This is a genomic window from Pseudahrensia aquimaris (genome assembly GCF_042676045.1).
In the GTDB taxonomy this organism is placed as follows: Bacteria; Pseudomonadota; Alphaproteobacteria; order Rhizobiales; family Rhizobiaceae; genus Pseudahrensia; species Pseudahrensia aquimaris.
The window spans coordinates 169427-194765 of the sequence record NZ_JBHTJV010000026.1 but is presented as its reverse complement, the minus strand read 5'-3'; the positions used below and the strand labels follow the sequence as shown (position 1 = coordinate 194765).

26 protein-coding genes and 1 tRNA gene are annotated in these 25339 nt (G+C 53.9%); 10 read left to right on the top strand and 17 right to left on the bottom strand.

Features of this window, described 5'->3' with window-relative positions:
• Positions 1-1479, top strand: a complete 1479-nt coding sequence (gatA, locus tag ACFQ14_RS16650; RefSeq protein ID WP_377213883.1) for an Asp-tRNA(Asn)/Glu-tRNA(Gln) amidotransferase subunit GatA — start codon at positions 1-3, stop codon at positions 1477-1479.
• Positions 1480-1519: 40 nt separating this feature from the next.
• On the opposite strand, the gene ACFQ14_RS16645 is transcribed toward gatA, so the two are convergent.
• From ACFQ14_RS16645 to ACFQ14_RS16630, 4 genes are read right to left on the bottom strand one after another with little or no spacing between them, the layout of a single operon-like run.
• Positions 1520-2074, bottom strand: coding sequence for a DoxX family protein (locus ACFQ14_RS16645; protein ID WP_377213882.1), 555 nt, complete (start codon positions 2072-2074; stop codon positions 1520-1522).
• 17 nt (positions 2075-2091) lie between these two features.
• Complete coding sequence (locus tag ACFQ14_RS16640; RefSeq protein ID WP_377213881.1) at positions 2092-2886, bottom strand: HvfC/BufC family peptide modification chaperone; 795 nt, start codon at positions 2884-2886, stop codon at positions 2092-2094.
• A gap of 9 nt (positions 2887-2895) precedes the next feature.
• Positions 2896-3798, bottom strand: coding sequence for an MNIO family bufferin maturase (gene bufB, locus ACFQ14_RS16635; protein WP_377213880.1), 903 nt, complete (start codon positions 3796-3798; stop codon positions 2896-2898).
• A gap of 45 nt (positions 3799-3843) precedes the next feature.
• The gene (locus tag ACFQ14_RS16630; RefSeq protein WP_377213879.1) at positions 3844-4134 is read right to left on the bottom strand and encodes a BufA1 family periplasmic bufferin-type metallophore; all 291 of its coding nucleotides are present in this window, start codon (positions 4132-4134) and stop codon (positions 3844-3846) included.
• A 326-nt stretch (positions 4135-4460) separates the two neighbouring features.
• Between ACFQ14_RS16630 and ACFQ14_RS16625 the strand changes: the two genes are divergently transcribed.
• Genes ACFQ14_RS16625 through ACFQ14_RS16610 form a run of 4 tightly spaced genes read left to right on the top strand, consistent with a single transcriptional unit; the run spans position 4461 to position 7870 of the window.
• Positions 4461-5240, top strand: coding sequence for a HalD/BesD family halogenase (locus ACFQ14_RS16625; protein ID WP_377213878.1), 780 nt, complete (start codon positions 4461-4463; stop codon positions 5238-5240).
• 14 nt (positions 5241-5254) lie between these two features.
• Positions 5255-5830, top strand: a complete 576-nt coding sequence (locus ACFQ14_RS16620) for a hypothetical protein (RefSeq protein WP_377213877.1) — start codon at positions 5255-5257, stop codon at positions 5828-5830.
• A 53-nt stretch (positions 5831-5883) separates the two neighbouring features.
• Positions 5884-7380, top strand: a complete 1497-nt coding sequence (gene gatB / locus ACFQ14_RS16615; RefSeq protein ID WP_377213876.1) for an Asp-tRNA(Asn)/Glu-tRNA(Gln) amidotransferase subunit GatB — start codon at positions 5884-5886, stop codon at positions 7378-7380.
• Positions 7373-7870, top strand: a complete 498-nt coding sequence (locus tag ACFQ14_RS16610; RefSeq protein ID WP_377213875.1) for a GNAT family N-acetyltransferase — start codon at positions 7373-7375, stop codon at positions 7868-7870. Before gatB ends, ACFQ14_RS16610 begins: the two co-directional genes overlap by 8 nt.
• Here ACFQ14_RS16610 and ACFQ14_RS16605 read toward each other — a convergent pair.
• Together ACFQ14_RS16605 and ACFQ14_RS16600 are read right to left on the bottom strand one after the other, a co-directional pair.
• Positions 7833-8489 carry a DUF998 domain-containing protein gene (locus ACFQ14_RS16605; protein ID WP_377213874.1) on the bottom strand — a complete coding sequence of 219 codons (657 nt, stop codon included), beginning with the start codon at positions 8487-8489 and terminating at the stop codon, positions 7833-7835. The genes ACFQ14_RS16610 and ACFQ14_RS16605 overlap by 38 nt on opposite strands.
• Before the next feature lie 83 nt (positions 8490-8572).
• The gene (locus ACFQ14_RS16600) at positions 8573-9448 is read right to left on the bottom strand and encodes an NAD(P)-dependent oxidoreductase (RefSeq protein ID WP_377213873.1); all 876 of its coding nucleotides are present in this window, start codon (positions 9446-9448) and stop codon (positions 8573-8575) included.
• A 53-nt stretch (positions 9449-9501) separates the two neighbouring features.
• Between ACFQ14_RS16600 and ACFQ14_RS16595 the strand changes: the two genes are divergently transcribed.
• Positions 9502-11988, top strand: coding sequence for a penicillin acylase family protein (locus ACFQ14_RS16595; RefSeq protein ID WP_377213872.1), 2487 nt, complete (start codon positions 9502-9504; stop codon positions 11986-11988).
• On the opposite strand, the gene ACFQ14_RS16590 is transcribed toward ACFQ14_RS16595, so the two are convergent.
• The 8 genes from ACFQ14_RS16590 to ACFQ14_RS16555 all read right to left on the bottom strand — a co-directional run bounded on the left by ACFQ14_RS16590 (position 11970) and on the right by ACFQ14_RS16555 (position 19965).
• Positions 11970-13247, bottom strand: a complete 1278-nt coding sequence (locus ACFQ14_RS16590; RefSeq protein WP_377213871.1) for a molybdopterin molybdotransferase MoeA — start codon at positions 13245-13247, stop codon at positions 11970-11972. The genes ACFQ14_RS16595 and ACFQ14_RS16590 overlap by 19 nt on opposite strands.
• Complete coding sequence (gene mobB, locus ACFQ14_RS16585) at positions 13244-13750, bottom strand: molybdopterin-guanine dinucleotide biosynthesis protein B (protein WP_377213870.1); 507 nt, start codon at positions 13748-13750, stop codon at positions 13244-13246. Before mobB ends, ACFQ14_RS16590 begins: the two co-directional genes overlap by 4 nt.
• Complete coding sequence (gene mobA / locus ACFQ14_RS16580) at positions 13743-14363, bottom strand: molybdenum cofactor guanylyltransferase MobA (protein ID WP_377213869.1); 621 nt, start codon at positions 14361-14363, stop codon at positions 13743-13745. Before mobA ends, mobB begins: the two co-directional genes overlap by 8 nt.
• Positions 14360-15238, bottom strand: coding sequence for a formate dehydrogenase accessory sulfurtransferase FdhD (fdhD, locus tag ACFQ14_RS16575; RefSeq protein ID WP_377213868.1), 879 nt, complete (start codon positions 15236-15238; stop codon positions 14360-14362). Before fdhD ends, mobA begins: the two co-directional genes overlap by 4 nt.
• Before the next feature lie 47 nt (positions 15239-15285).
• Complete coding sequence (locus ACFQ14_RS16570) at positions 15286-16506, bottom strand: multidrug effflux MFS transporter (protein ID WP_377213867.1); 1221 nt, start codon at positions 16504-16506, stop codon at positions 15286-15288.
• A 64-nt stretch (positions 16507-16570) separates the two neighbouring features.
• The gene (locus ACFQ14_RS16565; RefSeq protein WP_377213866.1) at positions 16571-17500 is read right to left on the bottom strand and encodes a DMT family transporter; all 930 of its coding nucleotides are present in this window, start codon (positions 17498-17500) and stop codon (positions 16571-16573) included.
• 65 nt (positions 17501-17565) lie between these two features.
• Complete coding sequence (locus ACFQ14_RS16560) at positions 17566-18252, bottom strand: hypothetical protein (RefSeq protein ID WP_377213865.1); 687 nt, start codon at positions 18250-18252, stop codon at positions 17566-17568.
• A gap of 84 nt (positions 18253-18336) precedes the next feature.
• Complete coding sequence (locus tag ACFQ14_RS16555) at positions 18337-19965, bottom strand: fumarate hydratase (RefSeq protein WP_377213864.1); 1629 nt, start codon at positions 19963-19965, stop codon at positions 18337-18339.
• Between the two features lie 175 nt (positions 19966-20140).
• Between ACFQ14_RS16555 and ACFQ14_RS16550 the strand changes: the two genes are divergently transcribed.
• Positions 20141-20560, top strand: a complete 420-nt coding sequence (locus tag ACFQ14_RS16550; protein ID WP_377213863.1) for a tellurite resistance TerB family protein — start codon at positions 20141-20143, stop codon at positions 20558-20560.
• Positions 20561-20587: 27 nt separating this feature from the next.
• On the opposite strand, the gene ACFQ14_RS16545 is transcribed toward ACFQ14_RS16550, so the two are convergent.
• Both ACFQ14_RS16545 and ACFQ14_RS16540 read right to left on the bottom strand, forming a co-directional pair.
• Positions 20588-20662: transfer RNA gene (locus ACFQ14_RS16545), tRNA-Val, on the bottom strand.
• 92 nt (positions 20663-20754) lie between these two features.
• Positions 20755-21465, bottom strand: coding sequence for an HAD-IA family hydrolase (locus ACFQ14_RS16540; protein WP_377213862.1), 711 nt, complete (start codon positions 21463-21465; stop codon positions 20755-20757).
• Positions 21466-21569: 104 nt separating this feature from the next.
• Here ACFQ14_RS16540 and rpiA point away from each other — a divergent pair, with 104 nt between their 5' ends.
• From rpiA to gor, 3 genes are all read left to right on the top strand, one after another.
• Positions 21570-22268 (top strand): ribose-5-phosphate isomerase RpiA, encoded by a 699-nt coding sequence (gene rpiA, locus ACFQ14_RS16535; protein WP_377213861.1) that lies wholly within the window; start codon positions 21570-21572, stop codon positions 22266-22268.
• Between the two features lie 136 nt (positions 22269-22404).
• Positions 22405-22905: a DUF2059 domain-containing protein gene (locus ACFQ14_RS16530; protein WP_377213860.1), complete on the top strand. Its 501-nt coding sequence runs from the start codon at positions 22405-22407 to the stop codon at positions 22903-22905.
• Positions 22906-22962: 57 nt separating this feature from the next.
• On the top strand, positions 22963-24354 hold the full coding sequence (gene gor, locus ACFQ14_RS16525; protein WP_377213859.1) for a glutathione-disulfide reductase: 1392 nt from the start codon (positions 22963-22965) through the stop codon (positions 24352-24354).
• Here the strand turns inward: gor and ACFQ14_RS16520 are convergent.
• The gene (locus ACFQ14_RS16520; protein WP_377213858.1) at positions 24351-25229 is read right to left on the bottom strand and encodes an alpha/beta hydrolase family protein; all 879 of its coding nucleotides are present in this window, start codon (positions 25227-25229) and stop codon (positions 24351-24353) included. The two genes, gor and ACFQ14_RS16520, sit on opposite strands and share 4 nt — an antisense overlap.
• Positions 25230-25339 lie beyond the last annotated feature (110 nt).

Sequence of the window (25339 nt, the reverse complement as noted above, 5' to 3'; positions counted from 1 at the left end):
TTGACCGATCTGACCGCACTCACTATCGGCGAGGCCCGCGACGGGCTCAAGGCCAAGACATTCACTTCCGCCGAACTGACGGATGCCTATTTGGCGGCAATTGATTCCTCCAACGACGCCTTCAACGCTTACATCAAAGTGACGCCGGAACTGGCGCGTTCGCAGGCTGCGGCCTCGGATGAAAAGTTGGCCAAGGGTGAAGGTGGGATTCTCGAAGGTATCCCACTGGGAATAAAAGATCTTTACGCCACTAAAGGCGTTCATACGCAGGCTTGTTCGCATATTTTGGACGGATTTGAGCCGCGCTACGAATCGACCGTGACGCAGAACCTGCTGGACGATGGCGCTGTAACCCTCGGCAAGCTGAACATGGACGAGTTTGCGATGGGCTCTTCCAACGAGACATCGTATTACGGTCCCGTGGTGAACCCTTGGCGCGGTGCGGATGGTACGAAGCTGGTGCCGGGCGGTTCGTCTGGTGGTTCTGCTGCGGCGGTGTCTGCGCATCTATGCGCTGGGGCGACCGCATCTGACACGGGTGGGTCCATTCGCCAGCCTGCTGCGTTCACAGGGACTGTTGGAATTAAACCCACTTATGGCCGCTGTTCGCGCTGGGGCATGGTGGCGTTCGCTTCTTCGCTCGACCAAGCGGGACCGATTTCCCGCGATGTGCGCGATGCTGCAATCATGCTCAGTTCGATGGCCTCGCCAGACCCCAAAGACACCACCTGCGTGGACATTCCCGTGCCGGACTACGAAGCGTTTATTGGCAAAGGCGTGAAGGGCATGAAGATTGGTATTCCCAAGGAATACCGTCTGGATGGGATGCCTGCGGAAATCGAAGAGCTTTGGCAGAAAGGCATCGCGATTTTGAAAGATGCTGGTGCCGAAATCGTCGATATCTCGCTGCCGCACACGAAATATGCTCTGCCAGCCTATTACATCGTTGCGCCGGCCGAGGCGTCTTCGAACCTCGCGCGCTATGATGGCGTGAAATACGGGCTCCGTGTTGATGGCAAGACCATTGACGAAATGTATGAAAACACCCGCGCTGCCGGTTTTGGCGAAGAGGTGAAGCGGCGCATTATGATCGGGACTTACGTTCTGTCTGCTGGATATTACGATGCCTATTATTTGCGGGCGCAGAAGGTTCGCACACTTATCAAGCGTGATTTCGAAACTGTGTTTGCCCAAGGTGTCGACACGATCCTGACGCCTGCTACACCATCAGCGGCGTTTGCGATTGGCGATAAAGAAATGGCCGCCGATCCGGTGAAGATGTATCTCAACGACGTCTTCACGGTCACGGTGAACATGGCTGGATTGCCGGGCATTGCCGTACCTGCGGGACTATCTGCTGACGGCTTGCCGCTGGGCCTCCAATTGATCGGACGGCCTTTCGAGGAAGGCACTTTGTTTCAGGCTGGCCATGTGATCGAAGAAGCCTGTGGCCGCTATACGCCGGAGAAGTGGTGGTAGCGCTTAGCTGCGGGCGGTCGTCAAGCTTTTAGATGACTGCCTACGAGGGTTTACCCGCCAGCAACCGATCCAGGGACAGTGCGCCCGCTCCTTTGACGATGAGAATAGAGAGCAACACGAACCAAAGAGTGCGCTGATCCATGATGGCGGATGCTGAGTCGCGGTCAAACCATGCGCCGATTGTTTCTGCTCCGACCTTATGAACCGTCAGGTCTACGAAGGTCTGCACTGCGACGAAGCCAACCATTCCCAGTGCGGCGATCCGGGTGAACAGGCCAACGATAATCAGCGCAGGCAGGATGAATTCTGCCCATGTGCCAGCATATACAATGAGATCGTAGAAGAACGGCACGTTGGCGGTGTCGAAGTCGTATGCAACCAGTGTTTCTTCGCCGAGAATGGAAATATAAGCGCCGGTACTGGGGTTGAGAAACCCAAAAAAGCCTTCGCCTAGTTTAGTGATAGCTGATTGCCAGAAATAGCCTGCCAAAACGGTGGCGAACGCGAAGCGGGCAAGCGTTGGCAGGAACCAGTCTCCTGCGATGCGTTCTATAGCTGAAAAGATGGAATGATGAATATTTTGAAGAAATGACATGGTGCGCAATCTCGCATCTAGGATGATTTGGATTTTGAAGAAGTGTCTCTAAGTGTTTGAAATAGTGAAAATTGAAGGCTCAAGGATATGAGCTCGGCAGGGTTGTATGCGGCATCGATTTCCATCGCGTTCGCAACAGCCTTTCCCAGCGGCTCCCCGTCAAGCAGGGACGCCAGACAGGCAGAATCGGAATGAGAAAGTGGGATGACCTGCACTGAAAAATCGCTGCGGGTTATCAGCACATTTTGTGGCGTGTTGAAGTCAACGTCTTGTGCTAGAGGCTCAAAGCGGCATTGGAAAAGGTCAAATACGCACCACTGTGAGCGGATTAGGTGCGTGGCATTGGAGGGCAAAAGAGTCAGCTGTGTTGATTGCTCCGGCGTCAGCCCCGCCAACTCGTCTGCTGTCAAAGGCTCTTGATCGAGCGCGTGGTATGCCTTGTTCCACGCCCATTCGACGCCTGTGAGGTCGGCGACGAAAGGCAGTTCGCTCAGAGCGGCTAGTTCTGCAGTGAATTGGGGGAATTCTGCACCATAGTTCTGCATCATTGGCGATTGCGGTGGATGCAGTGCCACGAAAGCGCGGGCGATGCGGTCGAAGTTCTCGTCGCCCAAAAGTGACTTTGTGGAGGGGTAGGCGGCGGCCAACGCTTCCATCAGGCTGACAACAACATTGTTGCGATAGACGGAAAAGCGCTTTGGCGCGGCCTCGGCGTCTTTTCCTACGCCATCGGGGACGAGCGTATCAGGATCCAGCAATGCGCCAGCAAAAGCACCGCTGCGGGAGGGCCAATGTGGGGATTGTGCACTCATTGGATTGGTCTACGCAGCGTGACGGTCGCGGGCGGATGCGCGGTCAAGATGGCTTTGAGTGCGTGTGATCTCTTCGGCCAATACCGACCATTTAGGCACTTCGTTGTCCCATTCTACGAGGCTTGGGATTTTGCCAGTATGGCCGAGTGTCCGCTCGTAGAGTGTCCACACATCGGTGGCGACTTCACGGTCATGGGTGTCGATCAGCAACGGGTTGCCATCGTCGTCCACATCTTCCGCATGGCCTGCCAGATGAATTTCCTCGACCAAGTGCAGCGGGTAAGCGTCGATATAGGCCTCTGCGGAGAGACTGTGGTTCTTGGCGGAGATGTAGACGTTATTGACGTCGAATAGCAGGCCGCAGCCGGAGCGCTTGGCCACTGCAGCCATAAAATCGACTTCTGCCCAAGTGGATTCTTCAAACGCCACATAAGTAGAGGGGTTTTCAATCAGTACCTTGCGTCCAAGCGCAGTCTGCATGTGATCGATGTGATCGACGATGTTTGCCAGCGTTTCATCCGTATAAGGCACTGGCAGAAGGTCGTTGTAGAAAACATCGGTGTGGGTCGACCAAGCCAGATGTTCGGAGACCATGCCCGGCTCGTAAATCTCCACAAGGCGTTTGAATCGGGCCAAGTGGTCTGCGTTTAAATCGCTGGGTCCGCCAATCGACATGCCGACACCGTGGAGTGAAATTGGATAGTTTTCGCGGATGGCTCGAAGTTGTGCGTGGGGCAGGCCGCCGCCGCCCATATAATTCTCCGCATGAACCTCAAAGAAGCCAACATCGGCTTTGGCTTCGAGAATTTCTGCGACGTGTTCGGCCTTCAGGCCGGCGCCTGCTTTGTCGGGCAGGGCGCGGGGTGCATAGCGGGGGGAGTGCAACGGGGCGTCAAGAATTGTGTCGACCATCGTTTTCTACCTCCCGCTATGCGTATTGTTAGGATCGGTCAGCGATTAGCTGAGGTCGCGCTTCAGTGGCTTGTCTGAGCCTTTGCGGCCACCTGGCAGAGCGATCTTGTCGCATGATTCGGCTTGCACGTATTTCCATGCATTACCTTGATAATCCACTTTCGACGTGCCGGCGCATGTGGTGCCGGGGCCAGCTGCACAATCGTTCTGGCCTGCTTTGGAGACGCCGTAGCATTTCAGTTTGGCGGCTTCGGCAGTTGTTGTGGTTGCCATGGAAAGGCCAGCTGCGAGTGCGCCTGCGACGATGGCTGCGGATGCGATAGATGTTTTGGACATGGGGTCATTCCTCAAAAGTTGGTTCGTTTCGGTTAGCGCCAGTTGTGGGTGAAGCAGTGTGCCTCGGCTGTGGTGCTGCGACAAGTTGGACAGGCTCGCCGATCAATGGGAAATCAACTAAATGTTAGACGAGGGTGAATGAGGAACCGTGTGGTTCCGAATTCTTGTCCGTCAATGTCGTGATTTTGACGGGCATGCTGCTTGATTTTGTGGGCTTTTCGGCGAGACTCGCGGTAGGGCCGTGGAGTACATTTGTTCACGGGTTCTTGAAATTCGCCAAATCGAGTGACGAAAATAAATTTAAGCAGAACCAAATGGGGACTGGAATGGATCTGAACGACATCATAGACCTCGAAACCTATCCGATTTTTGATGAGACATTTTGCGAAAAGTCAGCAGGCACGCTCGATTCGAGCGGCGCATTGGTGTTGCCTGGTTTCATTTTGCCCAAAGCCCTCAGCGCCATGCAGGCAGAAGCGGAGGAAAATGAGAGTAAGGCTTACTTCTGCGCCCAAAACCATACTGTCTATCTGGGGCCGGTTGATGAAACTCTGCCAACCGATCATCCCAGAAACCGTATGGTTGAATCGTCCAAGGGCTGTATTTGCGATGATGATGTGCCGCAAGCCTCGCCCCTTCGTGCGCTATACGATGCCGATGGCTTCCGCGCTTTCGTGAAAGCGGTCACGGGTGAGCGCGAGTTGCACCCCTATGCGGACCCGCTGTCGTCAATCAACATTCACTACGCCAATCGCGGTCAAGAACTTGGCTGGCATTTCGACAACTCGTCCTTCGCCATCACCTTATTGATACAAAAGCCAGAAGCGGGAAGCCGTTTTGAATATATCAAGGACCTGCGTGACGCTGATGCTGGCGAGATGAACTACGATGGCGTCGGCGCGCTTCTTGATGGCGCTTTGGAGCCAGATGTTTTGATGATGGAACCGGGAACGCTGGTTCTGTTCCGCGGTCGCAATTCTATTCACCGCGTATCGCCCAACCAAAGCGACAAAACTCGGATGCTGGCCGTGCTGGCCTACAACAATGCGCCGGGAGTGGAATTGTCCGAAAACGCGCGGATGACGTTCTATGGGCGGTTAAGTTGAGTGAGGAAACTAAAGTGTCCGTTGAACCATTAGGCGTAAGCCGCATTAAACGCAGTTTCAAAGGCAGTGCACTAGGCATCGAGATTCCCGCTCGAAAACGGGTTATTCAATTGCCATTTTTGGCTATCTGGCTGGCTGCATGGACTGTGGGCGGCATTATGGTCATGGGAGGATTATTCGGTTCTTTTGGGAACAGTATCAATTTGTTTCTTGCTTTTTGGTTGTGCGGGTGGGCGATTGGCTGGTGCTATGTTGCCTTCAGCATATTTTGGATGCTTTTTGGACGGGAGCGGATTTTCTTAACCTCTGGCGTTTTGACTCACCAGTTCCATCTCTTTTTTCCTTGGCGTACCAAGCGATACGAAGTTGCCCACATTAAACGTGTGCGCAATATAGGCGAACCGTCGAGCGGTTTTGCGTCGCTGACCAGAAACCGAAGAAATCCGATGGGAAGTCCCGGTCTTTCGTTTGACTATGGCAGCAAGAGCCGTGCGTTCGGCTATGGGGCGGACAGCGCCGAAGCTTATGAAATCATCGAAATTTTGAAAAAACATATGCCATCGGTTTTCAAACAGCATGGTTCTGACTAGATACGGGGTAAGAATTTGATGGCGGTTACAGCGCCGCGCTCAGGACCAACGATATGACCGAATTGATTGACGTTCGAACGCCGAACCCGAAGCATTTTTTTCCTGGTGAAGACCACGACTGGGAATTGGTGATCGGACTCGAAGTCCATGCTCAGGTGACATCGGAAGCCAAGCTGTTTTCCGGGGCCTCGACGCAGTTTGGCAATGAGCAAAATGCAAATGTGAGTCTTGTAGACGCGGCGATGCCCGGCATGTTGCCTGTCGTCAACGAAGAGTGCGTTCGCCAAGCGGTGCGTACCGGGCTTGGCATGAATGCAAAGATCAACAAGCGTTCTGTCTTTGACCGCAAGAACTATTTTTATCCTGATCTCCCGCAGGGCTATCAGATCAGCCAGTTGTATCACCCAATCGTGGGCGAGGGCACGATCACTATTCAAGTGGGCCCGGACAAAGAAGGCAATTTTGAAAGCGTCGATATCGGCGTTGAGCGGCTGCATTTGGAACAAGATGCGGGCAAGTCGATGCACGACCAGCACCCGACGATGAGCTATGTGGATTTGAACCGTTCAGGCGTCGCGCTGATGGAAATCGTGTCCAAACCCGACATTCGCTCCATCGACGAAGCCAAGGCTTACGTCACCAAGCTGCGCTCCATCGTGCGGTATCTCGGCACGTGCGACGGCAACATGGAGCAGGGTTCCATGCGAGCCGATGTGAACGTGTCGGTGCGCAAGCCGGGCGGAGAGTTTGGCACGCGCTGCGAGATCAAGAACGTCAACTCGATCCGCTTTATGGGGCAGGCGATTGAGTACGAGGCCAAGCGCCAGATCGACATTCTGGAAGATGGCGGCCAAATCGATCAGGAAACGCGGCTGTTTGACCCTGTGAAGGGCGAAACGCGGTCCATGCGCTCGAAGGAAGAAGCGCATGACTATCGCTATTTCCCCGACCCTGACCTGTTACCGCTGGAATTTGATGACGTATTCATCGAAGAAATCCGCGCAACGCTGCCGGAACTGCCGGACGAAAAGCGTGCGCGTTTTCAGGCTGAGGGTTTGTCTGAATACGATGCTTCGATTTTGGTGTCCGACAAGGCAATTGCTGATTTTTACGAAAAAGTGGCCGATGGCCGCGATGCGAAAGTCTCTGCCAACTGGGTTATCAATGACCTGCTCGGCGCGCTGAACAAGGCTGGACTTGATCTATCTGACTCTCCGGTGAGTGCCGATCAGTTGGGCGGGATTGTTGAACTGATCAAAGATGGAACGATTTCTGGCAAAATCGCCAAAGACCTCTTCGAAATCATCTGGAACGAAGGCGGCGACCCCGCCAAGATCGTCGAAGAGCGCGGCATGGCGCAGGTGACGGACACAGGGGCTATCGAGGCGGCTGTTGATGAAATCATCGCTGCCAACCCCGACAAGGTTGAGCAGGCACGCGAAAAGCCAAACATGATCGGCTGGTTTGTTGGTCAGGTGATGAAGGCGACCGGCGGCAAGGCTAACCCGCAAGCGGTCAACGAATTGCTGCGCAAGAAGATCGGTGGCTGAGGCTGATCAATTTATCGTTCGGCAAGCGACCGCCGATGAAGTCCAAGCGGCGCGTGATGTAACAAATCGCTCATGGCTGGTGACATATCCGTCATTGATCGGGCTGGAGGAAACGCGGGCATTGATTGCTACCAAGCACTCGGTTGAGAAGTTTCATCATCAATTTGAAATTGGGCGTGATCAGTTTCTTGTGGCCGTGCAGAAGGACAGGGTTGTCGGACATGTCTGGGGGTTCGAGAAAGATGGGTTCTATGTGGACCGTCTGCATGTCGATCCGAATTGCAAAAGGCTTGGTATTGGCAGTGAACTGCTAAGCGCGTGCGAGGCAACGCTTCCGGAAAAGAGCCGGTTTTGGCTGGATGTGCTTAAAGGCAACGACGCTGCGCTGACCTTCTATCTCAATTTTGGGTTTGAGCGCGGGGCTGAAGTGGAAGGTTTGGTGGGAGTGAACGCTATCGTGATGGAGAAGACCGTTCGTAGGCCATCCTAATATTTTCGCGTCTCAGCGTCCACGCGAACAGCGCAACCCAGCCGAATTGAAGTGTGCCTAAGAGACGTTCAACAAGACCATCCCAACCCGTGCCCATGTTGAAATAAAACACCGCAACCGCGATCCAAGCGACACCCCCGATCAGGTTTAGCGCCACCCAAAAGCTGTTCCATCGGCGCAAGACGGGCAGTGTGGTTAGAAGCAGTGCAATGAAGGCGAAGCCGTAGGTGTAGACAAGATAGGAGTGGATGACGATGCCTTGTGGAGCATCCTTACTGTAGCGTTCAACGCTCGCCATCAGCATTAGTGCTGCGGCCATCGCGAGCAACATCATGCAAGCCAATTTCCAGCATAAGCCACGCCCCACACCAACGAACATTGCAATGGCAAGCGCAGCCAACGCCAGTGCTTCGATGTGCAATGCAGCATCTTGGACCCAGTCAAATGGTCCGGCAGCAACATCGCTGATCGTATCTGCAACTGCATTGGAATTGGGTGTCATCAAAGGCGCTAGAGCGGACAGCACGAAAGCTATGGCCAATCCGATGAGGGCAGCTACAGCCAAATTGGCGGCGCCCGAAGAACGACGGACGATATTGTTATCAATCAAAGTGGTCACAGCGTTTTCCTTTTCTTGGCTAAAAGGAAAACGTTTTTACCCGTCCCGGGTTCCGTGATGATGAGTGCTTATTATTGAAAAGCCTATTTACCTATCGCCTCCAGTCGGGCCAACAATGATGATGTATCCCACCTATTGCCGCCCATACGCTGCACATCGGCATAGAACTGATCGACGAGTGCGGTGACTGGAAGGCTTGCGCCTTGGGCATTGGCTTCTTCGAGGCAAATCGCAAGATCCTTGCGCATCCAGTCGACGGCAAAGCCGTGTTCATAGTGGCCTTCGTTCATCGTCTTGTGGCGGTTTTCCATCTGCCAGGAACCGGCAGCGCCTTTGGAAATAACGCCAACAACTTTCTCAATATCGAGACCGGCTTTTTTACCCAGATGGATGGCCTCGGAAAGACCCTGAACGAGGCCCGCGATGCATATCTGGTTCATCATCTTGGTCAGTTGGCCAGCGCCCGTGTCGCCCATCAGGCCGACCATTTGCGCATAGCAATCTATGACTGGTTTAGCTTTGTCGAACGTCGCCTGATCGCCGCCGACCATAACCGTCAAAACACCATTTTCCGCGCCTGCCTGACCACCTGAAACAGGGGCATCGAGAAACCCAAAGCCGCTCTCTGCGGCAATGGCTGCCAGTTCGCGGGCGACATTGGCGGAAGCGGTCGTGTTGTCGATAAAGATTGCGCCTTTGGTCATGCCCTTAAACGCGCCATTTGCGCCGATGGTCACCTCGCGCAGGTCATCATCGTTGCCGACGCAGCAAAATACATAGTCAGCACCTTCAGCGGCGGCACGAGGGGTAACCGCAGCAGAGCCGCCGTGTTCGTCAGCCCATTTTTTAGCTTTTTCGCTGGTTCGGTTGTAGACAGTGACATCGTGGCCGCCTGCCTTCAAATGTCCTGCCATTGGATAACCCATTACGCCCAAACCGATGAATGCGACTTTTGCCATGCGTGAAAACCCTCTAACTACGTAAAACGAATTTGTCGGGAGGGTTTAGCCCAATGACGCGCTTGTTGAAATGGTTTGTTGGTGGTTTCCTCACCGTTGTCGCTTTGGCTGCTTTGGCAGGCATTGTGCTGTTTGCAATTGCAACCCGCAGCGTGCAGCCGCTTTCCGGTGAGGCAAAGATTGCCGGGCTTACAGCGCCCGTCTCGGTTGTGCGTGACGCCGATGGCATTGCCCATATCGAAGCGTTGACCCAAGAGGATGCCGCGCTTGCGCTTGGCTTCACCCATGCGCAAGACCGATTGTGGCAGATGGAATTGCTGCGCATGACGGGGCAGGGGCGGTTGTCTGAAATGTTTGGCGTCAATGAAGACGTCCAGAACGTCGATTTGCTTTTGCGAACATTGGGTTTTCTCGACCAGTCGAAAGCCTCCATTTCGGCCTTGTCGCCCAAAAGTCAGGCCGTTCTTCGGGCCTATTCGGCAGGTGTGAATGCCTTTTTGGGGCGTAAGACCGGGTTGGCGGAGCCGTCGCTGCCACCTGAATTTTTGATCCTGGGCCACGCGCCGGAGCCGTGGTTGCCCGAGCATTCGCTTGTGGTGCTGAAGATCATGGCGCTCAATTTATCGAAAAATATGAGCTTGGAGATCGATCGTTTGAAGCTGGCCGCTTACGGCCTTACGCCCGGTGAGATTGACGATATTTTGCCCTATCACAAAGGTGATGTTCCACCGCCTTTGCCTGATCTGACGAGCTATTATCCACTTGTGGCACCAAAAGAGAAAACGGCTGCCAATGATTTCTCACGTTACGCTGGCATCACACAGCGATGGCTAGAAGAAAGAGGACGCTTCGCCTCTAACAATTGGGTGTTTTCCGGTTCGCGCACGAAAAGCGGCAAACCTTTACTGGCAAACGATCCGCACCTCGCCTTAAACGCGCCCAGTCTTTGGTATCTAGCGCATATGCGTTGGCAGGGCGATGACGGCAAACCAGTCAACGTGATCGGCAGCACGATCCCATCTGTTCCGGCTGTGATTTTGGGGCGTAACGATCATATAGCGTGGGGTTTTACCAATGCCGGTGGCGATGCGCAGGACGTGTTTGTTGAGAAGGTAAAGCCCGACGACGCTTCGCAATATCTCACCCCCGATGGTTGGAAACCGTTCGAGAGCCAAGAGGAAGTCATCCGCGTAAAGGGCGGTATGGATATCACTTTCAAAAGGAAGGTGACACGGCACGGCCCAGTCTTACCCGGTAGCTACAAAGACCACAGCGAAGTGCTGCCGCCCAATCATGTGCTTGCTCTGGCGTGGACCGGGCTATCGAACAGTGACCGAAATTTCGATGTGGTAAGTGGCTTCGCAACAGCCAAGAGTGTGGCAGAATTTGGCGCGATCGTTGAGCCCTCGGTCGCGCCGATGCAGGTAATGGTGGTGGCTGATACGCAGGGTGATATTGGCTTGTTTGCCAAAGCGGCTCTCCCGAAAAGGGGGGCAGACAATGCATTTGCAGGCCGCGCGCCTGCACCGGGTTGGTTGGCACAATACGATTGGCAGGGGTTGGTTTCGCCGAGAGCGATGCCGGCTATCGTCAATCCTGCCAATGGCGTGCTGGGAAGTGCAAATTCGAAGTTCGTCACCGAAAACAAAGAGCCGTTTTTAACGTATGATTGGGCTGAACGTTTTCGCCACGAGCGCATGACAAGCACGATCCTGAACCGCAACGATAAGGCCGATATGGCCGCAATGATCGCCGGGCAGAACGATAGATACTCGCCAGCGATGATTGCTGTGCGCGATCGCGTGTTGAGCGCACTTGGTGACAGACCGAACGAAAAGGCGCGGATTGACGGCTTGCGCGCTTGGGATGGGCTCATGTCGGCCAATGCGCCTGAACCTCTCATGATGACTGCGATCTTCCGCCATGCGCTTAAGCGGATACTCAAGGACGACCTCGGGCCGCTGTACAACACCGCGCTCTCACGACCAGCTGAGGCTTTGATCGGCATTTTGGATTCTGGTGGCTCTCGAAATTGGTGCGACTTGCGCACGACCCCACGAACCGAGACATGCCGCGAAGCACTGCAAGGTGCTTGGGATGATGCGATGGCTGAGCTTGAAGCGGCGCATGGTTCGAATTGGAAAGCGTGGCGTTGGGGCAGTGCACACATCGTATCGAACGAGCATCAGCCTTTTGGTAAAGTGTTCCCTCTCAATATGCTTTTTGACATCGAACGCCCCGCAAACGGTGGTGCGTATTCTCTTCAACGGGCGAAGAACAAGCTATCGGATGATCGACCTTACAGAGCTGTGCACGGGGCTGGGTTCCGTGCGGTCTACGATTTTGAGGATTTGAACAAGTCGGTGTTCATTCAGACCACGGGCCAAAGCGGCAATCCATTTTCCCGCTTTTATTCCTCGATGGTCGACCGTTGGGTCGCTGGAGAATATGTAACGATGACCACGCGAGAAGAGGACTACCGAGCTAAAGCCGCCGGAACCTGGAATTTGGTGCCAGCGGATCAGTCGAAGCTGGAGTAGGGCAAAAAGCGCACGGGCGTGCCACGGTTGAGGCTGGTTGTTTCTTCGTCGATTTCGATCAGTCCGTGCGATTGCGTTAGCGATGAAATGAGGCCTGAACCGTCGCGCGGAAATCTTTCAACAGCGAGCTCTCCCGTTTCATTGGTGGTAAGAACACCGCGTAGGAATTCGCGTCTGTCGGGCTTCTTGCTAGTGATTTCGAAGTTGGCAGGGACCATGAAAGCCGCGATGGGCTGCGGGTTTGCTCCTGCCAGACGTAAGACCATTTCCCGTCCATACAGCAGAAAGCAGACAAAGGCGGCAACCGGGTTTCCCGGAAGGCCGAGATAAAGGCAGTCACTGCCTTCAACTTTCTGAATCTGGCCAAACATCATCGGGCGGCCGGGCTTGATAGCCAATTGCCACAGATGGCGTTTACCTAGCGCATCAAGGCAGCTGAGCATGTGATCTTCTTGTCCGCGCGATGCGCCTCCTGTTGTAATGATGAGGTCGCACTTGGTTGACGCAAGTTCTAGGGCGTTTCGGACGACAGCCTCGTTATCCTGTATGATTGATTGATGGACGAGTTCGACGGGTAACGCCGCCAGCAGACCGCGCAACATCGCAGCGTTGGTGTCCCAAACTTCACCGGTGATGAGCTCGCCTTTCTGATCGCCCGGAGTGCGCAGTTCGTTGCCGCTTGAGAGAAGCGTTACGCGCAGCTTTTTGTACACCGCGACTTGCGCTGCGCCAACCGAAGCCAGCGCCGCCGCATGGACGGGGCGTAAGCGAGTGCCTTTTTCGACAGCTACATCCCCCTTTTCTAAATCCTCACCCGCCAAGCGGCAGTTCGCGCCCGACTTGAGGCCGAGAGGCAGAGTGACGAAATCAACATCTGTCGTGCAATCCTCCTGCATTGCGACGCTGTCAGCGCCGTTTGGCATCGGTGCACCGGTGAATATCCGAACGGCTGTTCCAGCCTTGAGGGGAGCTATCGCTGTGTCGCCCGCAGCAATTTTGTTGGAGATGGGCAGTCTCTGTCGAACCAAATCGACATGGGCGAAGGCGTAGCCATCCACGGCGGCATTGCGGTGCAACGGGACCGCGTGCGGAGCGATGATGTCTTGTGCCAGAACACGGCCCAAAGCGTCCGAGCTGTTGATGGTTTCCGTCCCAACAACGGTGGAAAGATTGGCCCGCAATATTGCCACCGCCTCGTGATGGCGCAGCCGCTCCTGGTCATGAAGAAAGCAGTCATTGATGAGGCGGGGTTCGTTCATCTGTCTGGCGTCGTGCTGATTATATAGTCCGCGATAGCGGTGACGTCGTCGATTCTGAAGAGGGACCTTCCTTGCGGGTCAACATCGTGGTCCGCCGCAATCGCAATTACGGTTTCATTGGTTTCCCACATTGGCGTGTGCTCGCGAGCATCACTACGCATTGTTTGGAGCTTGGGAATAGCGCTCGTCTTAAAACCTTCCACAAGGACCATATCGCATGGCGTGAGGCGTGCCAGCATCGTCTCCAGTGTTTGTTCCGGCTCAGAAGCATCAGCCTCATGCATAACAGCCCAGCGAGATCCTGCGGCAATTGCCACCTCGTACGCGCCCGCTTTTTTATGTGCGAATGTGTCGGTGCCATCATGGTCCAGTGTGTAGGTGTGGCTCGCATGCTTGATCGTGCTAACGCGCAGCCCACGTTTGGTAAATTCCTCCACCAACCTAGCAACCAGTGTGGTTTTGCCAGAATTTTTCCAGCCCGTGATGCCGAAGACTTTAGTCATGTGAACCGCCGATACGCCTCTGGGCGGCATGAAGATCTTCTGGCGTGTTGATATTAAAGAAGGGGTCTTCATCTTCCCCATCGAAGACGACTTCCAGCAAGTTATAGCGCTCGGCGAAGGTGAGGATCTTACGCTTGTTTTCGATGCGCAGATATTGCTCCAGTGACATCGCCAAATGAACAGGCCATAGCGCAAAAACGGGGTGAATACGCCCGCCGCTCTTGGCCATCACGATAGAGTATTCGGTGCGCAGTGCCGCGCAGAGGCGTTCACGCAGGTTTAGCGGGAAAAAGGGGGTGTCGGAGGCGACAGTAAGAATGTGCGAGAAGCCGTGTGCAGAACCCCAGTTCATACCGGTCAACACGCCTGCCAGCGGGCCTGCAAAGTCTTGCTCGTCATCTGGAATTACAGGCAATTCAAACGCGCTGAAACGGGTTGCGTCGCCATTTGCATTGAGGGCGATTTTGGAGACTTGAGGAGCCAGACGCTCCCATGCGTGGGCTAGAAGCGGGCGATCGTTGAGTGAAAGCATCGCTTTGTCCGCACCGCCCATGCGTCGCCCCTGACCGCCTGCTAAAATGATGCCGCCAACGCCTTCAACTGCATAGCTCATGATTGGGCTGCCTTGCGCTTGTGGCGTTTGTCTTCATCGATGCTATCTGCGGGATTGGCGTCGAAGACGATGCGGTCCTCGCCAGCTAGAACGAGAAACCGTGAACCGCGCGCCCGCCCAATCAGTGTAAGCCCAGCCTGGCGGGCAAGTTCCACACCCCAAGCGGTGAAACCGGAGCGAGAGACGAGGATAGGAATACCCATCATGACGGTTTTGATCACCATTTCGCTGGTGAGACGGCCTGTTGTGTAAAAGACTTTGTCGTGCGCAGGCTCATCGTTTACCGCCATCCAGCCTGCGATTTTGTCGACCGCATTATGACGGCCTACGTCTTCCATATAGACAAGAGGTTCGTCCTGACGGCACAAAACGCAGCCGTGGATTGCGCCAGCTTCCAGATATAGGCTTGGCGCGGTGTTGATTTTCTTGGTGAGTGAAGCCAGCCAAGAGGTGTTGAGTTGCGTGGTGTTTGACAGTTTCACATCAGCAAACGCGTCAATAACATCGGCAAAAACGGTGCCTTGAGCACAGCCCGATGTTCGGACTTTTTTCTTCAGTTTCTCCTCAAACTGCGTCTCCACTGGCGTGCGCACGACAACAACGCCGAGTTCATCATCATAGTCGATTTTGGTGATTTCATCGGTCGGTTTAAGCATGTTCTGATTGATCAGGTATCCAAGCGCCAACAGATCTGGATAATCGCCAATGGTCATCATGGTGACGACCTCTTGGCTGTTGAGATAGAGCGTTAGCGGACGTTCGGTGACAACGTTAAGAGATACCGCTGCACCCGTCTGATCAATGCCAGTAACAGGTGTGGAAAGACGGGGATCTTTCGGGTTCGGCTGCAGTAGGAATTTGGTTGGCTCGCTCATGCGCAAAGCGTTAGCGTCTTGCAGCCTGCGCTGCAATCAAAAGGCGATCAGTTGGCAATCCCAGCCCGCGCGCGCCGCCACATCCAGATGGCAGAAAACGTCCCGCTCAAGGTTGATAATGCCATGACTATATACAGTGGCATGGCAGCATTTTCGACTGATATTAGCGAACCGGCAATCGTCGCCAGCACAGCGCCGATGCCTATCTGTAGCGAACCGGCAAGGCCGGAAGCGGAGCCTGCAAGGTCCGGCCTGACGCTGACCGCGCCAGCGTTTGCGTTGGGCAGCATCATACCGTTGCCGAAGCCAACAAACATCATGGGAACGAACAGAAACAGCGGGTGAGGTGTGAACAGCCCCATAAGAAAGAGTGCGATAATTGTTCCGAGCAACCCAATCAGTGATCCGTAGAGCATCATTGGCTCAATGCCGATACGTTCTGCGAAGCGGCCGGTTATGAAATTGCCGCCCATGTAACCCAGCGCAACGAGAGCAAAATAGGGTCCGACCTCGGATGGGCTTAGTCCGAGGATATCCAAGCCGACGAAGGGTGCTCCGCCAAGAAATGAGAAATATGCGCCTGAGCCCAAGGTTGCGGTAGAAATGTAACCCCAGATGGCTGGCTCTTTCAGCAGTGATTTGTAGTCAGCAACTTGTCTTGACACCGAGCTTTGCGAAGGCGTGTGGGTTTCGCCCAAGTCAAACCACGTCAGCAGCAACATCGTTATGCCAAGGGCGAAGAGTATCCAGAACGTCGCCCGCCAGCCAAAAGCCTCGCCTATGTAACCGCCCAATGTGGGTGAAATCATCGGCATGACAGCCATTGCCATGGTGATGTATCCGATCATGCTGGCAGCGCGTTCGCGGCCATGCATGTCTCTCACGATCGCTCGTGACAGAGCCATGCAGGCGGCGGATGATGCCTGTAGCAATCGACCGATCAGCAGCCACGTAATGGATGTGGAGAAGATACACACCAGCGTGCCCAACAAAAAAATCGCGATAGCCCAAAGAATCACTGGACGGCGGCCATAGCGGTCTGACAGTGGCCCGATGAACAATTGTAAGATGCCAGTCGCAGCGAGATAAAGTGTGAGGACGTATTGTGTCGTCGCATCGCTCACCCCCAGATCGCGCCCGATGAGGGGCAGCACCGGCAGAAATACGTTCATCGCCATAACCGACGCACCTGCGATCAAAATCAGCGTGAACACGTGAGGCGGCGTTCGTGCGCCAGTGGTCAGCGATGGGGCGGAAGGTGTGGTCATGTTTTGAGATTTTGCGCAAAATAAGAGAAGCAGGGATACGCTTCATGCTGCTCAGTGTCCAATGTCAGCGTGGCGCGACTTGCCGCAGCTTTGTGCGACGCTCGCGGTAAAAAGTGAAAAGGCCCGACGCCACGACAATCGAAGCACCCAGTAATTCCAGCAATGTTGGGACGTCTGAAAAGACGAAATAGCCGATCAGCAATGCCCAGATCATAATGGAATAGCGGAAGGGCGAAACGAAGCTCACTTCCCCATTGCGCATCGTCAGCACTGCGCAAATATAGCCAAGCGCTATCGCAGCAGCTGCGAGGGAGAGTGAAAGAACATGGACAGGCGCGATGGCTTCCCATGGTTTGCCCAGCGAACCAGCAGCGCCAACGATAGCGATTACTATTGCTGTGACGAAGCTGACGAAGAGCGAGGGAATTTCATCAGGCATTTTTCGGGTTGCCAAATCGCGTACGGTGACAGCGACAACGGCACCAAGTGCATAAATTGAGTAGATTGAAAATTCGCTTGTCCCCGGTTGCAGGATGAGCAGAACGCCGAAAAACCCGACTAAAATAGCGCCGTAACGCCTCCAGCCAACCGCTTCGCCGAAAAAGAGAGCTGCACCAAGTGTAATCGTCAGCGGTAGCAATTGAAGCACCGCGGTTACATTTGCGATGGGCAGATTGAACAGAGCTTCAAGAAAGAGAAATGTAGCGGTTGCTTCCGCGCAGGTTCGGGCGACGAAGGCGGGGTTCGTCATCGTCGCGCGTAGCCCTAAAGGCAGGGTGAATGCATTTCGCCATCGCGCTATGAAATAAAGCAGAGTGACGGCGAACAGGCCACGAATGAGAATTGCCTGAAAAATCGTCACATCTTTGGACACGAGCTTCATGAAAGTGTCGTTAAGCACGAAGCCGGCCATCGACAGCATCATAAAAACCGCACCCAAGGCGTTGGCGGAGAGGCCGCCGGATGACGATGCGGTTTGTCCAGAATTGCTCATGATACAGCGGTGCGCCGGAACGCCGCCGCTGTCAAAGAGAATTTATTGTTTGAGGAAAGCGAACCTCAGCCTTCGTCCTTCTTGATGGCCTTTGCTTCCTTCACTTCCTTGCAAAGCTCGGAGACTTTCCAGCTTGCCGAGAAATTGATTTTACCAGCAGCACTCCAGCCTGGCTTCACATCCACAGTTGCCGTGATGGTTTCAGGACGGCGTGGTTGCTCGCACGTCGTTTCGCGTGCCGCTTCCATGAAGGTTGTAAGCTGGCTAGCCAGCTGCAATTTCGACGGGAAAACCTTAAAGAAGGAATTGGCTGGATTGACCTTAAGCAAACCAAAACCATCGCCCATGCTGCGCAGTACGGAAGAGGGCAGCGCCTGATTGCGCGGAACGGTGTAAATACCCTGCATTGTGCCATTGGGGTCTACCTGAAGATACCAATCTTGGCTGTGCAGAAGAATTTCGGTGAATCGGACATCGGGTGCGAAAACCGTCATCACGTCGCGTGGCTTTGCATTGGACGTTGATTTTTCTTCGTCAAATTCAACGACGATCCGGCCCTTGTCGTTGACGCTGCTTTTGTAGCGTAGCAGCGGCACAGGCTGTTGGGGTTTTTTGTCTACCGCGCCTGTTGTCAGGCCATCTTGATTGTCAAATGCAAGCGGCAAGGTCTGCTCGACGAGTGCGCCTTCAGCCATTGCGGCCATCGTGGCCACGCCGAACACTGCGGTTGCCAGAAGAGCTGTTTTGATCATGGTATCCGCCCAAAATTGGATCAACTTTGATTAAAGTTGTCCCACAAGAAACTTAATGGCTTCTTTCGATTGCGCGTTTCCCGGCTAGCCCAGATTCAGTTCCGAGAAGAAGTCGTTGCCCTTGTCGTCAATGACGATGAATGCTGGAAAGTCCACGACTTCGATTTTCCACACGGCTTCCATGCCAAGTTCCGGATATTCCAAAACCTCAACCTTGGTGATGCAGTCTTGCGCCAAGCGCGCAGCCGGTCCGCCAATGGAGCCCAGATAGAATCCACCATGCGTTTTGCAGGCTTCCCGCACTTGTCGGGAGCGGTTTCCCTTGGCGAGCGAAATCATTGAACCACCGAAACTTTGGAATTGATCAACATAGCTGTCCATGCGGCCTGCCGTTGTCGGACCGAATGAGCCGGATGCCATTCCATCCGGTGTTTTCGCGGGGCCGGCATAGTAGACTGGGTGTTGCTTCATGTAGTCTGGCATTGGCTCTCCCGCTTCCAGCCGTGCCCGAATTTTTGAATGGGCAAGATCTCGAGCAACTATAATGGTTCCGGTGAGTGACAAGCGGGTTTTGACAGGATGCTTGGATAATTCAGCCAGAATTTCCTTCATCGGACGGTTGAGATCGATTTCCACAACGCCCTGTTCAAACTCGCTCTCATCGATGTCCGGCATATATTTTGCCGGTTCCGTCTCCAGCGCCTCAAGAAAAACGCCGTCCTTTGTGATCTTTCCCTTGGCCTGACGGTCCGCCGAGCAGGATACGCCAAGCCCGATGGGCAGCGAAGCGCCGTGTCGAGGCATGCGGATGATACGCACGTCGTGGCAGAAATACTTGCCACCGAATTGTGCCCCAACGCCCATTGATTGTGTGAGCTTGTGAACTTCCTTTTCCATTTGCACATCGCGGAAGGCGTGACCATCTTCCGAGCCTTGCGTGGGCAGGTCGTCCAAATATCGAGTTGAAGCGAGCTTGACGGTTTTGAGGTTTTGTTCAGCCGAAGTGCCACCAATTACAATGGCGAGGTGATAGGGTGGGCAGGCGGCTGTTCCCAAAGTGAGAATTTTTTCCGCTAGGAAGTCGATCATGCGATCGTGTGTCAGCAATGATGGTGTTCCTTGATAGAAGAAAGTCTTGTTTGCCGAACCGCCACCCTTGGCGACAAAGAGAAATTTGTAGGCGTCTTTACCTTCGGAATAGACGTCGATCTGCGCTGGAAGATTGTTTGCAGTATTTTTCTCCTCAAACATCGAAAGCGGTGCGAGTTGTGAATAGCGCAGGTTCTTTTTGAAGTAGGCATCCATAATGCCTTGGCTGATCTCGTCTTCATCCAGCGACTGTGTGAGAACATTGCGTCCGCGCTTCGCCATGACGATGGCCGTGCCGGTGTCCTGACACATTGGTAAAACGCCGCCCGCGGCGATGTTCGCGTTTTTCAGCAAATCAAAAGCGACGAACCGATCATTGGGTGTGGCGTCGGGGTCTTCCAAAATGGCGGCAAGCTGCTTCAGGTGACCGGGGCGGAGCAGGTGATTGATGTCTATGAACGCCTGTTCGGAGAGTAGCCGGATTGCCTCTGGCTCCACTTTTAAGAAGGTGTGGTCACCCAATTTCTCAACTGAAACATGGTCTGACGTTAGTTTCCGATAGGGCGTGGTGTCCTCGCCTATGGGTAGAAGATCGACATAGGCGGTTTTTGGAGAAGCGGACATTTATGGTGCTCTTTTCGCTCAACAAATGATCTGTGTCGCCTTAATGGCATACTTTTTCGCCGTTGTTAGCTATCCTTTGATCTAACGTTTGCTGAATTGACACACGCAGGCCATGCGTTATGGCTGAAACTTACGTTAGGTCAGCCATATTGCGGCGGCACTGCGGGATATGGATATGAGCGACTATCTGAAATTCGTTGAAGTTCAACTGAAACAGAAACCACCAGGCGCTGTTCAGCTTGCTGTGGCGACCTTTCTATTCAAAGTCATGCCGGTTGATGGCGAGACCCATCCCAAAGAGCTCGAAAGGTTGAAGCGTATTTTGAGCGACGAGTTTGGGCTTGAGGAAGACAACGCTGAAAAACTGATTGAGTATGCTCGCAACGAAGCCAACAGCGCTGAACGTCTTAACGAACTGGCTTCAATGCTGAAGGCAAATGCGGGCCATCAAGAACTGCTAACGCTAATTTCCCATATGTGGGAAATGGTCTTTGCTGACGGGCGGATGCACGAAACGGAAATCCTGTTCGTTGAACGGGTGGCGGAATTGTTGGATATTCCTGAAGAAGACGTCGCAGCAGCAATGAGCTTATAGGGTGTTCTAACTCTCGTCGGACTGTAATGGTGGGCGATACTGGGATTGAACCAGTGACCCCTGCCGTGTGAAGGCAGTGCTCTCCCGCTGAGCTAATCGCCCGGAACCGTTTGCGCTTTGTTGGAGCGCGGACCCCGTTGGCGCTCTTCTATTGAACGAGCCGCCCTAAGGTCAAGCGCAGAATTGGCAGTCCCTCAGGTGAACCTTTGCGCCACCAGAGCAGTCAGTGCCGCATCGAATTCATCGAAATGAGAGATCACGATATCCGGGTCGAGATCGGTGACGGGAATATCGGTATAACCGAAGTCTACTGCGATCACCGGGATGTCTGCGTCTTTTGCTCCCGCAATATCGCTGATCGAATCTCCCACCATCACCGTGGCGCTTGGATTACCGCCAGCAAGTGCCGCAGTTGCTGCGATGTGTCTGCCATCAGGTTTTTTGAAATCAAACGTGTCGCCACCCGTCAGGGCTTTGAACCGATGCCGTTCGCCCAAGGTTTTCAAAAGACTTTCAGCCAAGTGTGCGTATTTGTTGGTGCAGACTGCCAATATCCAGCCATCTGCTTCCAGTCGGTCTAACAATGGCAGGCAGCCGTCGAAGAACACCGTATGCTCTGCGGTATGTTTTCCATATTGGGCGAGGAAAACTTCTAAAAGCTCTTTGTGCAAGTCAGGCGTGAGCGGCTTACTTTGCAGATCAAACGCCCGAGCGATCATTTTCAACGCGCCTTGTCCGACCACTTTTCCAATTTCTTCGGCCTGAATGGGGGCGAGTCCTTGAGTATCGATAGTATAATTAAGCGCGGGCAGAAGGTCGCGGATGCTGTCCACCAGTGTTCCGTCGAGATCAAAAACAATGGTGCCGCCGTCGGGTGCGGTGGGAAGTGAATTTTCTGCGGACAAGGCGGGTTCTCCAAACAAATGCAGGCGCATGCTGTGGTTTCGACCCGCGTTAGCATGATAGGAGCGAACTTGCACAGTGATGGGCTAGACGCAGCGGAAAAGACATGAGTGAAGATCTGAAACGCGAAGCGGGTAAGGCCGCGCTATCCTTCGTTAAGCCGGGCATGAGGCTGGGTATCGGTACAGGTTCGACGGCCGAAGCTTTCATTCGGGAGCTCGCGCCCAAAGTGAAAGCGGGCCTCGAGATCATCGGCGTGCCAACATCAGAAAGGACGAGGGCGCTTTGCGAGGAATTGTCTGTTCCTTTGACCACTCTGGAAGAGACGCCACAATTGGATTTGACAATTGATGGGGCTGACGAACTGGATGGTCGCCTGAACCTGATTAAAGGTGGCGGCGGCGCGTTGCTACGTGAGAAGATTGTCGCGCAGGCGTCGAAGTCTATGATCGTGATTGCAGATCAATCAAAAGTTGTTGAAGTGCTTGGCGCTTATCCTCTGCCCATTGAGGTCAACCGATTTGGTTTGACCGCAACACGCAACGCAATTGATGCCCTGGCCTCTTCGTTGAACCTTTCCGGCGAAATTACGTTACGTGAGACAGATGCCGGTAAATTGTTCGAGACCGATGGCGGACACCTTATCGTTGATGCATCTTTTGGCCGCATTCCGCAGCCACAGGCTCTCGCGGTCGCGCTAAACACAATTGCTGGTGTGGTCGAGAACGGATTATTTTGCGCACTTGCTGACAAGGCCATAATCGCCGCTGCTTCGGGTGTGCAAATTATGGAGCCGATGAAGTGATGCGCAATTGTTTTTGAAATTTCTTTGCACGGAAGCGTCTGCAAGGCTAAACCCGCCTTTGAGGGCTTTTTGGCGCTAAGGCTCGCAACCCTGCCGGTTCCTTTCGGCCAAACCAAATTTGGAGACTAAAACCAAAATGTTCCCAACCATCCGCAACGCTTTTGTCTCTGCAGCTATTGCGACCGCTGCCATCTCTGGGTCTTTTGCTTTCGCGCAAGAGATTGATGAGGCGACTGATAAAGCGGCCCGCGCGGCAATCAGCGCGACGCAAGCCACTGACACGTTTGATAACATTCTCCCGCAGGCTTCGCTTGCGCTGAAAAACAACCTGTCAGCAAACAATCCAGACAAGGCGTCGGAAATTGATGCGATTGTTGATGAAGAGGCACTAAAACTTGTGGAACGGCGTGGTGCACTGGAGCGGGAAGCTGTGAAGCTGTTTGCTGCCAATTTCACGACCGAGGAGCTGCAAACTATCGCTGATTTCTTCTCTTCGGAAACCGGCAAAAAATATCTTGCTACAACTCCGCTCTTAGCACGTGAACTGTCCAAAGCGGGTCGTGTATGGGGGCAGGGCATTCAGCGCGATCTTGGCCAGAATGCCAGCAAGCGTGTCGAAGAGCTTTTGGCGCAGTAAACATATTTCTGCGCTGCCTGTCGTAAGGGTTTTGGTGCGCAAACCACGGGGGCGGGCATGAGCTACGATTACGACCTTTTCGTCATTGGCGGCGGTTCTGGCGGCGTTCGCGCAGCGCGGCGTGTGGCTGGGCTTGGTAAGAAAGTCGGCATTGCTGAGGAGAGCCGCTACGGTGGCACGTGCGTAATCCGTGGTTGCGTGCCGAAAAAGCTTTATGTGTACGCATCGCATTTCTCCGAACACTTCGAAGACGCAGCTGGCTACGGCTGGACGGTGGGCGAGACCTCTTTCGACTGGAAAACACTGGTCGCTAACAAGGAGCGTGAAATCACGCGCCTTGAAGGATTGTACCGCAAGGGACTTGAGGGCGCAGGCGCAGAACTGTTCGACACACGTGCCGAATTGCGCGGTCCCCATGAAGTGTGGCTGAAAAACGAAGATCGCATTGTAACGGCAGAGCGCATCGTGATTGCTGTTGGAGGGACGCCCAATCCCCATAAAGATCTTGAGGGACATGAGCTTGCTATCGTTTCCGATCAAGCCTTTGACCTCACAGAATTGCCGGAAAAAATTATCATCGCCGGGGCGGGTTACATCGCGGTCGAATTCGCCGGAATTTTTCACGGTCTGGGTGTGGATGTAACGATTCTGTATCGCGGGATGGAGATTTTGTCCGGCTTTGACGACGATGTTCGGGAAATGTTGCATGAGCAATATGAGGAACACGGCATTAAAATCATCACCCATCAGGTTTTTTCCAAGCTGGAAAAGGGCAGCGACAGGGCAATTCGCGCGCATCTGAGTGATGGTGATGTGATGGATGTGGATCAGGTGTTTCTCGCCCTTGGCCGAGTGCCGATGACCGATGGGTTGGGGCTGGAGCATGCCGGCGTTGAGCTTGATCAACGTGGCTTTATTAAAGTGAACGAGTATTCGCGCACTAATGTTGGCTCCATTTGGGCTTTGGGGGATGTGACCGGACGAGAGCAACTCACGCCAGTCGCAATCCACCAGGCTATGTGTTTTGTGGCGACCGAATATCTTGATCGGCCCGAGCGGCCTGACCATGAGTTGATTCCAACCGCAGTATTCTCACAGCCGGAAATCGGAACAGTCGGTTTGACCGAACACGATGCGGCAGAAAAATTTCGTAATCTTGAAGTCTACAAGGCGACGTTCCGCCCCATGAAATACGTTCTGCCCAATCGACAGGGCAAAATGCTGATGAAGCTAATTGTCGATGCCGATAGCAATCGTGTTGTCGGCGCCCATATTCTGGGGCCGGACGCTGGCGAGATGGCGCAGCTTATCGGCATAGCGATGAAAATGGGCGCATCAAAAGCTGACTTTGATCGCACGATGGCGCTGCATCCTTCAGCTGCGGAAGAATTGGTGACGATGTATGAACCAACCTACCGCATAATCGACGGCAAACGCCAAGACGACTAGACGCCGTCAGGCCATTTTCCTGCTAGAGCAAAGTTCACTACCATTGGCCAATGTTCAGCATTGCGCGGACGAAACCATGCGAAATGCCCGATGGGTTTTTCTGCTGTGGTTTTGAGCGAAAAGTGCCGCAAGTCGGCGTTCTCGTAATGGCTCATAAAGTGTTCAACCGCCCGCTTGGTTCCCCAAGTGTCGTCTGAAATACGAACAGACAGAAAGGGAAGGGTGACATCCCGGAAACGGCTGATTTCGGGTAGATCTGTGTCATCAAAGAAGTAATTTGGCTGAGCGATCCATCGGGTCCAGTCGATAAAGATGCGCCCTGGCATTTCTTCGCCCAAGCCGCCCCATTTGGGGATTCGTCCCATGAGCTTTGCGAGTGAATTTCCGACAATCTGGGTCTTGAGATAAATGCTCAAAGGCTCTGCTGTGTCACGCCAATAACCTGACATGGTAGCGACCGTCGCATAGCGGGTGAAGAGCTCGGAAATACCTGAAAGACCAAGCGCCTGTCCGCCGTAAGAGTGGCCGATTCCGACGAGCTCATTGTCGGGGAAACGATCGCGCAGATACTTTGCAGCGGCTGGGAAGTCGAGCAGCGCCCAGTCCTTCATTGCCAATTCTGACCAACGGAATCGGGGAGAAGCCGAATCGCCCATGCCGCGATAATCGTAGATCAAAACTGCTCTTGCGCCTCGTTCCACAAGGTGCTGTGCGAATGCAGCATAGAAGCCACGTGGTATAGCGGCCGCGCCGGAGAGTAAAATGGCGGGACCAGCGTTGTGTTGAGCGCTTTCAAACAGTGTCCCTGCGAGAAACCAATCGTCTCCGTTATCACTGGGTGCGGTGATGGTTGTTGCAGATTTTATAAGCTTCACTTCTGGCAATCGCTTGTCTGGCAGCGCAATTACGGTAGGGGTAAGCGATGAGCAACAGTTTGACTACCGCACATACTCAAGCCGGGACATTTGCTACATTTGGCTACGGT

What these genes read in the sequence shown, in the direction of transcription:
- ACFQ14_RS16645 (WP_377213882.1), bottom strand. Translation starts at nt 2,074, where the DNA reads ATGTCATTTCTTCAAAATATTCATCATTCCATCTTTTCAGCTATAGAA.
- ACFQ14_RS16640 (WP_377213881.1), bottom strand. Translation starts at nt 2,886, where the DNA reads ATGAGTGCACAATCCCCACATTGGCCCTCCCGCAGCGGTGCTTTTGCT.
- bufB (WP_377213880.1), bottom strand. Translation starts at nt 3,798, where the DNA reads ATGGTCGACACAATTCTTGACGCCCCGTTGCACTCCCCCCGCTATGCA.
- ACFQ14_RS16630 (WP_377213879.1), bottom strand. Translation starts at nt 4,134, where the DNA reads ATGTCCAAAACATCTATCGCATCCGCAGCCATCGTCGCAGGCGCACTC.
- ACFQ14_RS16625 (WP_377213878.1), top strand. Translation starts at nt 4,461, where the DNA reads ATGGATCTGAACGACATCATAGACCTCGAAACCTATCCGATTTTTGAT.
- gatB (WP_377213876.1), top strand. Translation starts at nt 5,884, where the DNA reads ATGACCGAATTGATTGACGTTCGAACGCCGAACCCGAAGCATTTTTTT.
- ACFQ14_RS16600 (WP_377213873.1), bottom strand. Translation starts at nt 9,448, where the DNA reads ATGGCAAAAGTCGCATTCATCGGTTTGGGCGTAATGGGTTATCCAATG.
- ACFQ14_RS16595 (WP_377213872.1), top strand. Translation starts at nt 9,502, where the DNA reads ATGACGCGCTTGTTGAAATGGTTTGTTGGTGGTTTCCTCACCGTTGTC.
- ACFQ14_RS16590 (WP_377213871.1), bottom strand. Translation starts at nt 13,247, where the DNA reads ATGAACGAACCCCGCCTCATCAATGACTGCTTTCTTCATGACCAGGAG.
- mobB (WP_377213870.1), bottom strand. Translation starts at nt 13,750, where the DNA reads ATGACTAAAGTCTTCGGCATCACGGGCTGGAAAAATTCTGGCAAAACC.
- mobA (WP_377213869.1), bottom strand. Translation starts at nt 14,363, where the DNA reads ATGAGCTATGCAGTTGAAGGCGTTGGCGGCATCATTTTAGCAGGCGGT.
- fdhD (WP_377213868.1), bottom strand. Translation starts at nt 15,238, where the DNA reads ATGAGCGAGCCAACCAAATTCCTACTGCAGCCGAACCCGAAAGATCCC.
- ACFQ14_RS16570 (WP_377213867.1), bottom strand. Translation starts at nt 16,506, where the DNA reads ATGACCACACCTTCCGCCCCATCGCTGACCACTGGCGCACGAACGCCG.
- ACFQ14_RS16565 (WP_377213866.1), bottom strand. Translation starts at nt 17,500, where the DNA reads ATGAGCAATTCTGGACAAACCGCATCGTCATCCGGCGGCCTCTCCGCC.
- ACFQ14_RS16560 (WP_377213865.1), bottom strand. Translation starts at nt 18,252, where the DNA reads ATGATCAAAACAGCTCTTCTGGCAACCGCAGTGTTCGGCGTGGCCACG.
- ACFQ14_RS16555 (WP_377213864.1), bottom strand. Translation starts at nt 19,965, where the DNA reads ATGTCCGCTTCTCCAAAAACCGCCTATGTCGATCTTCTACCCATAGGC.
- ACFQ14_RS16550 (WP_377213863.1), top strand. Translation starts at nt 20,141, where the DNA reads ATGAGCGACTATCTGAAATTCGTTGAAGTTCAACTGAAACAGAAACCA.
- rpiA (WP_377213861.1), top strand. Translation starts at nt 21,570, where the DNA reads ATGAGTGAAGATCTGAAACGCGAAGCGGGTAAGGCCGCGCTATCCTTC.
- ACFQ14_RS16530 (WP_377213860.1), top strand. Translation starts at nt 22,405, where the DNA reads ATGTTCCCAACCATCCGCAACGCTTTTGTCTCTGCAGCTATTGCGACC.
- gor (WP_377213859.1), top strand. Translation starts at nt 22,963, where the DNA reads ATGAGCTACGATTACGACCTTTTCGTCATTGGCGGCGGTTCTGGCGGC.